The organism is Amphibacillus indicireducens (assembly GCF_039539605.1).
Taxonomy (GTDB): domain Bacteria; phylum Bacillota; class Bacilli; order Bacillales; family Amphibacillaceae; genus Amphibacillus; species Amphibacillus indicireducens.
The window spans coordinates 1-10610 of record NZ_BAABDL010000063.1; the positions used below are offsets into that span (position 1 = coordinate 1).

Annotated in this window: 8 protein-coding genes and 1 pseudogene; 4 read left to right on the forward strand and 5 right to left on the reverse strand. The window is 35.2% G+C overall.

The window, feature by feature from the left end:
- Positions 1–189 precede the first annotated feature (189 nt).
- The 4 genes from ABD814_RS05895 to ABD814_RS05910 form a co-directional block, all read right to left on the reverse strand.
- Positions 190–1287 carry a M50 family metallopeptidase gene (locus ABD814_RS05895; protein ID WP_344911283.1) on the reverse strand — a complete coding sequence of 366 codons (1098 nt, stop codon included), beginning with the start codon at positions 1285–1287 and terminating at the stop codon, positions 190–192.
- Positions 1288–1362: 75 nt separating this feature from the next.
- On the reverse strand, positions 1363–1893 hold the full coding sequence (locus tag ABD814_RS05900; protein ID WP_344911285.1) for an ECF transporter S component: 531 nt from the start codon (positions 1891–1893) through the stop codon (positions 1363–1365).
- A 26-nt stretch (positions 1894–1919) separates the two neighbouring features.
- Positions 1920–2540, reverse strand: coding sequence for a uridine kinase family protein (locus ABD814_RS05905; RefSeq protein WP_344911287.1), 621 nt, complete (start codon positions 2538–2540; stop codon positions 1920–1922).
- A gap of 61 nt (positions 2541–2601) precedes the next feature.
- Entirely contained in the window at positions 2602–3768 is a 1167-nt protein-coding gene (locus tag ABD814_RS05910) for an ROK family protein (protein WP_344911289.1), read from the reverse strand.
- Between the two features lie 204 nt (positions 3769–3972).
- Between ABD814_RS05910 and gndA the strand changes: the two genes are divergently transcribed.
- The 4 genes and pseudogenes from gndA (at position 3973) to ABD814_RS05930 (ending at position 9052) form a co-directional block, all read left to right on the forward strand.
- Positions 3973–5382, forward strand: coding sequence for an NADP-dependent phosphogluconate dehydrogenase (gndA, locus tag ABD814_RS05915; protein ID WP_344911291.1), 1410 nt, complete (start codon positions 3973–3975; stop codon positions 5380–5382).
- 64 nt (positions 5383–5446) lie between these two features.
- Positions 5447–6695, forward strand: a pseudogene (locus ABD814_RS05920) (nickel pincer cofactor-dependent isomerase, group 22).
- 27 nt (positions 6696–6722) lie between these two features.
- Positions 6723–7493 (forward strand): SDR family oxidoreductase, encoded by a 771-nt coding sequence (locus ABD814_RS05925; protein ID WP_344911293.1) that lies wholly within the window; start codon positions 6723–6725, stop codon positions 7491–7493.
- Positions 7494–7570: 77 nt separating this feature from the next.
- Positions 7571–9052, forward strand: coding sequence for a gluconokinase (locus tag ABD814_RS05930; RefSeq protein WP_425549060.1), 1482 nt, complete (start codon positions 7571–7573; stop codon positions 9050–9052).
- 166 nt (positions 9053–9218) lie between these two features.
- On the opposite strand, the gene ABD814_RS05935 is transcribed toward ABD814_RS05930, so the two are convergent.
- A complete protein-coding gene (locus ABD814_RS05935; RefSeq protein WP_344911297.1) occupies positions 9219–10202 on the reverse strand; it encodes a LacI family DNA-binding transcriptional regulator in 984 nt (327 codons plus the stop codon).
- Positions 10203–10610 lie beyond the last annotated feature (408 nt).

Here is a 10610-nt window from a genome sequence, read left to right on the forward strand (position 1 = left end):
AAGTGGACTCGGAATGGATATTGAAGGACTCATTCTAGCGTATAGGTGGGTCTAAAACAGCGTAATAATCAGTAGTGTTGTGACAAAAGATATCCCCTCTGGTGTAATTGCGGCCGGCAACCCTTGTCGAATCGTTCGGAACATTACCGACCAAGATAAAACAGATTATTTGCAGTCATTACGACACAATTAAAATGATTGAGCTAATTTGATATTCAGTTTTTCTTGTAAATTGTTAATTAGCATCAGCTCCATCTCAGCTTGACCGCGAATTGGGAACTTTGGAGCGACTGTTTTGGCGTGGTCAATCTGTTGCTGAACACGTTCGAAATCTCCTTGATGCCAAGCATAGTAAGCTTTGACTCGTGCACCATTTAGATCTTGGTCTTGATTTAACGATTTTTCTGCTAAAGGATAATAGGTTTCAATCCATTCAGTCCGTTCCGATAAGATCCCTGCCGTCAGGATTTCATAGTAAAAACCAGGTAAAGACACTGATGGAACATGACCGATTTGATCAATGATTTTTTCAATTAACTGAATGAATTGCTCTTGGTCGTTATGATCGAGTGCTTGGTAATATTGGAGTAAAAGTAGCGTCGGATCATCTTGATTTAATAGTTGGTCTGTATCGATCAGTAAATCTTTTGGTCGAATACCACCAGCTAATTGGGTGAACGTATTTTGAATGGTCAACATCGATTTAACGCTAGGTGATTGCTTTAAAATACCGACAATAAATTTCCCGTCTGAAAAATGATTTCCTGCTGTTTTATAAGGAACTAAGTTAGCTAGTCCTAAGACAATGCTTATGAAACTAAAAATAGCAATAAATATTTGACCATATAAATTTGAAATGAAAGGCAATCCGATTAAGGCAAGTAAACCAGTTACTACATTGATAATGATTCCACCAGCATAATAAAAAACATGTTTTTTATCGAGCATATTTGTCCCCATAGGTGGAATCATGGCACACAAGCCTGCAAAACCTTTTGCTCTTTTAAACTGGAATTTCATTTTACCATTCTCATATGTAAAAGCCAGTAGTCCAATTTGGTACATGAGCAATCGGTAGCCAAGTATTTTCCCGACTAAAAAATGGCCAAATTCATGAATGTTAACGGCGATAAATTGTACGATAATCAAAATTAAAAATGAAATGATCAGTTGTTGAATCGATAAGTCTACAGCAATTTCAGTATTCGCCAAGAAATAGCCACCAACAAAGCCAATTCCAGCACATCCAATTAAAAATAAAATATAGAAAATCATTTTTTTCTTCATTAGTCACATTCCCATCATTTTTTTGAAACCAGATAAGTTAATTATACAACAAACAAGTGATGGTTTTCTATAAAACTAATTTTCTATTATTAAACGTGCACTTCTTAATGCATGGACAATTGGTGGAATGATGATAAACTGAATGATGATGCCAGGTAGAGCAGTGATAAATGCCCCGCCGATAAATGCCTCCATTCCGAATGACGTTCCGCTCACACCAAAGATAATTGCATTGACAATTCCATAAATAATTCTCCCGCCAATCATTGCACCAATCAATGAAACAACAATCTTACCATTTGTTAATTTAAACAATAACCCTGTTAGTAATCCGTAAGTTGCTAGTTCAAGCATCATTGAAACGCCCGTGGGAAAGATCGGTGGCATGCCTGTTAAGAAAAAAGATAGTGGTGGCAAGAGTAAACCCGCAATTAGACCATAACGACCACCAACGACAAATCCGCAAATCAGAACAGGGATATGCATAGGTAAGAGTACTGCCCCTGGGTAAGCAATCGGTAACATGTTGACAATAAAGGGTAACAATAGACCGATCGCAATCGACAAAGAGACATAGACAATTTTTTTAGTTTGCTGGTTTGACATTAATTTATTCCTCCAAAGATTAAATTTTATTGATTAAGATCTGATGTATCGATGATTAAATCAGCTTGCTGCTCAATTTCTAATGTTGAAAAATAATGATTCTCTAAAGGGATCCATTCATTAATAAATCGTTGCAGTTTTTGTGTTCCTTCTCGCTGTTTAATTCGATCCACTTGAATGGCTGAATTTACTTTTAAGAATAATTTCCAATTATAAAATGGTAGGAAAAGAGGGTGGAAACTGTAAACACCTTCAACTATATTTATTTTTTCAGAATTAATGTCCATGGTATCAACCATCATTCTAAGCTTGCAATCATATTTGTGATAACTAATTGTCTCGCCATTTTTTAAAGGTCTGAGTACTTCTGCTAAAAATCGTTCGTAATGTACATTACCACCTGGTTCTTGTAACCGCTGCTCTGTTTTCATTTCAAAAGGAAGAAAGAAATCATCCATATGAAAAACTTGACAATCAAACTTATCGAATAATAACTTAGCTAAACTACTTTTTCCACTTCCAGCTGAACCATCTATTCCAATTAAAATAGGGTGTTTATCATTTGAAAGCTGATTTATTTTTTCAAAAACAGGTGCATAAATTTCTTCAGCTACAGAAGCGTTTTGAACGCTTTTTAGATTGGACACATGGATCACCTCATAAATTATGAATCAAACATGTTTCAAAAAGACTTCAAATACGGATTCTTTAAATTTCTGGCGGTGTTAGGATAAGCTCCGGAACATCAAGAAAATTCTGAATTGCGACAGCACAAGCGCCCATAACACAAGAATGATTATCGAGGTTCGATAAAACGATTTTTCCGTATTGGCTGACAGAAGATTGAAGTTTTTCTTCGATTTCGTTAACTGAGTCTGGATAGATAGATAACAATTTACTTGTTAAGACAAATATATCTGGATTAAAGATATTAATAATATTATTGATGCCAATTGATAAGAAATTAATAAAATGATTAAAATGATTTAACGTTTTTTGATGTTGATCATCTATTAATTGTTGAATGTCTTCATAGGATATAGAGCGCTGTTGATCTTCTTCAATTTTCTTTATTAAAATTGACTCACTAGAGTAAAGTTCCCAACACCCCTTATTACCACACGGACATTGTTCTCCCTCTGGTGCAATAATCATATGACCAAATTCACCTGCATAGCCGTGATAGCCCCGTTGAAGTTTACCATCAATCATTATTCCTGCGCCTATACCCGAAGAGATCATCAAAGTGATAAGATTGTCGCAATTATAATGATAAAAAACTCTTTCTGCATATGTTGATAGATTGGCATTGTTCTCAATTACAATAGGTATTTTTATATCCTTTTGTAGATCGTTTTTAATTTGTTTATTGCTCCATTGATATTTCGGTACGAATAATATTGAATTAGTATCTTTATTAATCGTGCCATGAATCCCAATTACAATATTTACAAGGCCATAACGACTTTCAGGACATTTCATTTGATAGTTTTTTATCTGTTGGATAAGTAATTGAATGATTTCCTCATAATTATCTGTTTCCAAGTTGATCATATCAGTCATAACTGGGTTTCCCAATAAATCAGCGAGCGTATACTGAATTTGTTTATAATCAAGATCAACCCCTAGTACGTAACCTGCTTTCGGATTAAGCGATAGAAGGATCGGTCTTCGTCCAATTGTTGTATGCTCCTGTTCGGTTTCATAAATAAGTTCTTCTGCAAGTAAATCAGTAACTTGAACAGAGATGGTTGCTTTATTTAAACCGGTAATTTTAGATAAATCTGCTCTCGATATAAAACCATGCTCGATGATTTTCTGTAAAATTATATCTCTATTAAATTTTTTAATGTAGTTAGCATCCCCTGTAACCATAGTATGTTCTCCTTTTTAAAATAGTTTTGATTAAGTACTTGAATTATAAAACGTTTACATATATCATAATAAATGAATTTAGTTTGTTTGGCAACCAAACTAAATAAAAATTTATTAATTTTTATTTAGTTTTAAAGTGCCCGCTTAGTGCTTGGTTGATTAAAAGAATGATAAAAACTAATTTGAAATGGAAAGGAGAAACAGATGTTAAAACAACAGATTGGTGTTATTGGCTTGGCAGTTATGGGGAAAAATTTAGCATTAAATATTGAAAGCAGAGGATATTCTGTAGCCGTTTATAATCGTACTTTTTCTAAAACAGAGGATTTTCTTGCAAATGAGGCAAAAGGGAAAAATATTGTCAGCAGAAAAACGATTGAAGCATTTGTAAACGTATTAGAAAAACCACGTAAAATTATCTTGATGGTGAAAGCTGGTTTTGCTACTGATGCAACGATTGAATCGTTACATCCCTATCTTGATCAAGGTGATGTTTTAATAGACGGTGGAAATACACTTTATGAAGATACGCTTGGTCGTAATGAAAAGTTAGATAAAACAGGTATTCATTTTATTGGAATGGGTGTTTCTGGAGGAGAAGAAGGAGCATTAAACGGTCCATCCTTAATGCCGGGTGGTCAAAGAGAAGCGTATGATTTAGTTGAACCTATTCTCGGGGCGATTGCTGCAAAAGTTGATGCAGATTCTTGTGTGACCTACATCGGTCCAAATGGCGCAGGTCATTTTGTTAAAATGGTTCATAATGGAATTGAATATGGTGATATGCAACTTATTGCGGAAGCTTATTTTATTTTAAAGTGTGTACTAGGCATGAATACTGATGAGTTGCATGAAGTCTTTACAGAATGGAACAAGGGAGAACTTGATAGTTATCTGATTGAAATTACGGCAAATATATTTAAGAAAAAAGACGATCAAACAGGAAAGTCACTAATTGATGTTATTTTAGATAAAGCTGGTCAAAAAGGTACTGGAAAATGGACGAGTAAAAATGCACTTGATTTAGGTGTGCCATTGCCTTTAATTACTGAGTCTGTATTTGCTCGTTTTATTTCAAGTCAGAAGGAAGAACGTATTTTAGCAAGTCGGATATTGTCAGGTCCTAAAGAAGTGAAATATAAAGGTGATCGTAATCAACTGATTGAAGCAATCAGAAGAGCTTTATATATGAGTAAAATAACCTCTTACGCACAAGGATTTGCTCAAATGCGAGCAGCTTCAGACGAATATAACTGGGATTTGAAGTATGGGGATATTGCGATGATATGGCGAGGAGGCTGTATTATTCGAGCTCAATTCTTACAAAAGATTAAAGAAGCCTTTGATCTCGAACCGAAGTTGGATAATCTAATGCTAGATCCATATTTTAAAGCTATTTTAGAAAACTATCAATCTGCATTACGTGAAGTCGTTGTTGTTGCAGTAGAACACGGTATTGCGGTACCTGCCTTTGCAAGTGCTATTGCTTATTATGACAGTTATCGTTCTAAGGACTTACCTGCAAATTTAATTCAAGCACAGCGCGACTATTTTGGTGCACATACGTATGAACGAATAGATAAAGAAGGGGTATTTCATTCGGATTGGTTTTAACGGGAGCCCCTTTTGTGATTGAAATCATGTTAATGGGTTAGATAAAACTAGAGGAGGAATATAAATGAGCATTCTTCAAGAGTTAGTTGGAGATATCCCAATACCGAAAATGGCATTAGTCAACCAGACATTTGACAATTCAAAAATAGAAGATATCGTATTGGCAACACGACAAGAATTAGAGCAAGTAAGGGATCGGGTTAAAGCTGGTGATGAAATAGCGGTAGCAGTTGGTAGTAGAGGTACGGATGGGTTAGTCGATATAACAAGAGAGACGATTAGATTTTTGAGGGATTTAGGTGCTAAACCGTTTATCGTACCTAGTATGGGAAGTCATGGTGGAGCTACAGGACCAGGACAGACGGCTGTTCTGAAACATTTAGGCGTTACAGAAGAAACAGTTCATGCGGAAATTCGTTCATCAATGGAAGTTGTCAAGTTAGGCGAGCTTGAGAATGGTTTACCGATATACATGGATAAATATGCATCTGAAGCTGATGGCATTGTAGTCATTAATCGCGTGAAACCACATACTGCTTTTCGAGGAAAAGTAGAGAGTGGTATCATGAAAATGATTAGTATTGGATTAGGAAAGCAAAAAGGTGCTGAAGCCTGTCATCAACTTGGATTTAAATATATGGCCGAACATGTGCCGGCAATGGCTAAAGTGGCAATTGAAAAAACACCTATTTTATTTGCAATTGCAACTGTTGAAAACGCCTTTGATAAGGTTGCAAAGTTAGAAGTTATCAAGGCTGAGGAAATTGAAGAGAAAGAACCCGCTTTACAGTCACTAGCCAAAAATATTAATTGATCAAATTGATGTTCTCGTTATTGATCAAATCGGAAAAAATATTAGTGGCGATGGGATGGACCCGAATATTACTGGACGTTACCCCACTCCATATGCACATGGAGGTCCTGAAGTATCAAAAATGGTTGTCCTTGATTTAACAAATGAAACAGAGGGCAATGCAAATGGAGTAGGTACTGCAGATTTCACAACCCAGCGACTTGTAGATAAAATGGATCGAGAATCAACGTATGCAAATGGATTAACATCAACAGTAGTAGGACCAACACATATTTCTACTGCTATGCCAACTGATAAAACAGCCATTCAAGCAGCGATTAAAACGTGCAATATTTTAGATTTTACAAAAGTGAAAATAGTCCGTATTAAAGATACGCTACATGTTGGTAAAATAGAAGTATCTGAAAGTTTACTAGAATATGTAGCAGAGCATCCAGACATGGAACAAATTTCTGATTTGTATAAATTTTCGTTTGATGAGGAAGAAAACTTAAATTAGATCTGAATTAGAGAGGGGAAATGTATTTTGGGTGATTTATTTAATTTAACAGGAAAAGTAGCAGTAGTAATCGGTGGTAATAGTACGTTAGGTTCAGTGATGGCCAAAGGGCTTGCGGAACATGGAGCAAAAATTGCTGTTGTTGGTCGTAACTTTAAAACAACAGAGATAGTCGCAAAGGAAATAAAAGAAAATGGTCATATCGCAAACGCATTCCAAGCCGATATCAGTGATTTAGAGACGATTAAAAATGTCGCACAAGAAATAGAAGAATGGGCTGGTGGATGGGATATACTGATCAATGCTGCTGGTAAAAATAGTAGCACACCATTTTTCGAGATTGCCCAAGAAGAATGGGATGATATTATGAACGTTAATTTAAAGGGTGTAGCTTTCACAATCCAGCATTTTGCAAAACGGATGATTGAACAAGAGCGTAAGGGGAGTATTATTAATATATCTTCTGCTTCTTCTGATATTCCATTATCGAAAGTATTTACGTATGCTGCATCGAAGGCAGGTATTAATAACATGACACAATTTTTAGCTAGAGAATTTGCACCATATGGTATTCGGGTCAATGCAATTGTTCCAGGATTTTTCCCAGCAGAGCAAAATCGTAAAATCATGGATGATGCTCGAGTTGAGTCAATTATGAATCATACACCGATGAAACGTTTTGGAAAACCCGAAGAATTAAAAGGGGCAACGGTTTTTCTTGCTTCTGATCAAGCATCTGGATTTGTCACTGGAAGTTTTTTAAGAGTAGATGGTGGCTATTTAAGTATGACGATTTAATTCAGTAGATAAAGTAAATATTCAGTGAAATCTCTAGTTCTATCTATTTTTTATTGAAGGTACATCTTATAGAGAGGATGGATGTGGTGTTGAGGGAATTAGTTATTGGACTTGATATGGGAACGACAAGTGTTAAAGTTGTTATTTTTGACTTAAAGGGTAAGCTCATTACTCAAACAGAAGAGTTAATCACAACGAGTTATCCAAAATCAGATTGGGCTGAACAAAATCCCAATGAAATTGAAAAAGCATGTATTTTAGCGATGAAAAATGCAATTTCTGAATTAAATAAAAGTCAAGACAAAGTATTGGCTGTAGGAATTTCCGCTGCGATGCATTCGCTCATCTGTATTGATGAGGAAATGGATCCCTTATCACCAGTAATGATTTGGTCAGATAAGCGAAGTAGTCAGATTGCAGAAAAATTAATAGCTACAAATGATGAGGAAATTTATAGCAAGACGGGTACTCCCATTCATCCAATGACACCATTTTTAAAATTAATTTGGCTGAGAGAAGAAAATTTAAAAGCCTATCAAAATGCGAGTTATTTTATGTCGATGAAGGAATATTTGGTCCAAAAATGGTTTGGAAAGAGAATGATTGATTATTCGATGGCATCTGCTACAGGTTTATTTAATGCAAAAGAATTAAAATGGGAGAGGTCTGCGTTAAAATTAGCAGGAATAAAGGAAGAGCAACTTTCAGAGGTTGTCCCGCCAACGGAGATCTTAATAGGATTAACTGAAAGTGTTGCACAGGAAATTGGTTTATCACCCGATACACCTTTTGTGATTGGTGCTGCGGATGGACAATTAGCAAATCTAGGAAGCGGAGCAATTGAGCCTGGAGAAGTTAATATTTCTGTAGGGACAAGTGGTGCCATTCGACAATTTGTAAAAGGTGCTCCTATCAATCATAAAATGGAGACGTTTACGTATGCCTTCACAGAAGATACATCGATTATAGGTGGGGCAACAAACAATGGTGGAATTGCTCTAGAGTGGTTCAAGGATTTGATTGAATATGAAGGTTCATATGATGATTTGCTGATACTCGCCAACAAAATTGAAATTGGTGCGGATGGTCTTATTTTCATCCCGTATATTAATGGTGAAAGAGCCCCATTGTGGAATGGGCGTGCAAAAGGGAACTTTTATGGACTTAGTATTAATCATAAAAAGGAACATTTAATTCGTGCGGTGTTAGAGGGCATTGCATTGAATCTCTATCATATTAGTCAGTCTTTAGAGGAAATAGCTGGCCCACCGAAAAAGATAACAGTTAATGGTGGCTTATCAAAATCGGAGACGTGGGTACAGATTATGGCAGATATTCTTGGCAAAAAAATCTACTTATCAGATACACATCATAATGCTGCCTGGGGTGCAGCGTGGACTGCATTGGTGGGTATTAGGAAAGTTCAGTCTTTTGCAGAAATTAAATCAAATTTGCCAGATGAGAGAGTGATTGAACCAAATATGGAAAACCATAAGGCATACATTCCTGTATTTGAAAAGTATGAAAGGTTAGTAGAAACTTTAAAAGCATTTTTTTAATATTAATCATTTTCTCATCGTATTTGATCGATTAATATAAAGATCCAAAGTAATTTTAGGCTACTTTGGATCTTGTTTTTTTACAATGATATACCTTCAATTTTTTGAGGCTTTTGTAAGCTTTATAATTAAAAAATAGCTATCCTATTAGAATGAAAAACTATCCTTATTTTTTTGCGCAAGAATTTCGTTCAGATAATACAGGTGTCATCTTTTTGACACAAGGCTCTAGCTCTTTATTTTCGATATACATAATCATTGATTTAACAATTTCGTTAGCAAGATGGTCGATCGGAACTCCAATACAAGTTAAAGGTACTTCTAGTTTTTCCATTTCAGGTACATTGTCACAACTAATAATTGACAGATCTTGTGGGATATTTAGTTTTTCTTCTTTAATACACCTAATGACTCCAGCGCTAATATCATAACTCCCGCCAATAATTGCGGTAGGCAGATTTGTGTTTTTGAGAAGTTTATTCCCCGCTGAGTAACCATTATACCAATCAAGTCCCTTTGTATCGATTTGGTGGTTTTTATCTAATGGTAAACCAAAATGCTGCATTGCTTTTTTATATCCATGGTATTTCGTGACTTGCAGTGGATCACTTGCTGAAAAATCACCAATATAAGCAATTGAATGATGTCCTAATTCAATTAAATATTTTACTGCTTCATACATTGCTTTTTCATGATTAGGATCTATTATGGGATAATTCATTTGATTGTCTCTGGAGACACCATAAGAAATGAGTGGAATTGTATCATGTTTAATTGTTGTGTCAGTACTTTCCTCAAACAAAATAATGCCATCAACTTGAAAGCGTTTGAATCTATCCAATGATGCTTGTACTGAATCGACTGATAAAATCATAGAATAAGGTGTTTGATTTATTTTTTTGTTGATTTGAGTTACTAAACTTGATAAGACGACCCGATCGATTGTTGGCCAAATGAGACCAATAATTTTAGTTTGTTTAGAAACAAGTTTTTGGGCGGCATAGTTAGGCTCATAATGCATCTTATTCGCTATAGCAATAATTCGTTGTTTCGTTGTATCCTTGACTAAAGAGCTGTTGTTAAGTGCTTTTGATACTGTTGAATAACTAACGCCTGCTACGCGAGCGATATCTTTAATTGTAACACTCATAATTTTCACCTTAATCTCCTGTTTTTACCTTACCACAACTACCTGATCGATTTCACACACATTGAAGCAATCATGCTATCTAAAATAGTAGATTATACACGTCACTAAACTCCTGTTTACCAGGAAAATATTTATTATTTTTGCTAATCTAACGAATCATGGTAATCATGATTTTTTTTGATATTTATAAGGGATATGATTCTTTTAAATAAGGTTTTTGAATGCATTCCAGATCACAAAATAATAATCATAAAGTTAGGTTGTAAGCGCAAACACCTTGTCGTAACAGTCTTTGTAGTGGTAATGAGAAACTGATTATATACGATATGATTCATTTTATCTTGAGTTTTACAGTGAAATCACACAAAACCACCCCTTCATCCCTTGGTATACATAGGGATAAGGGGT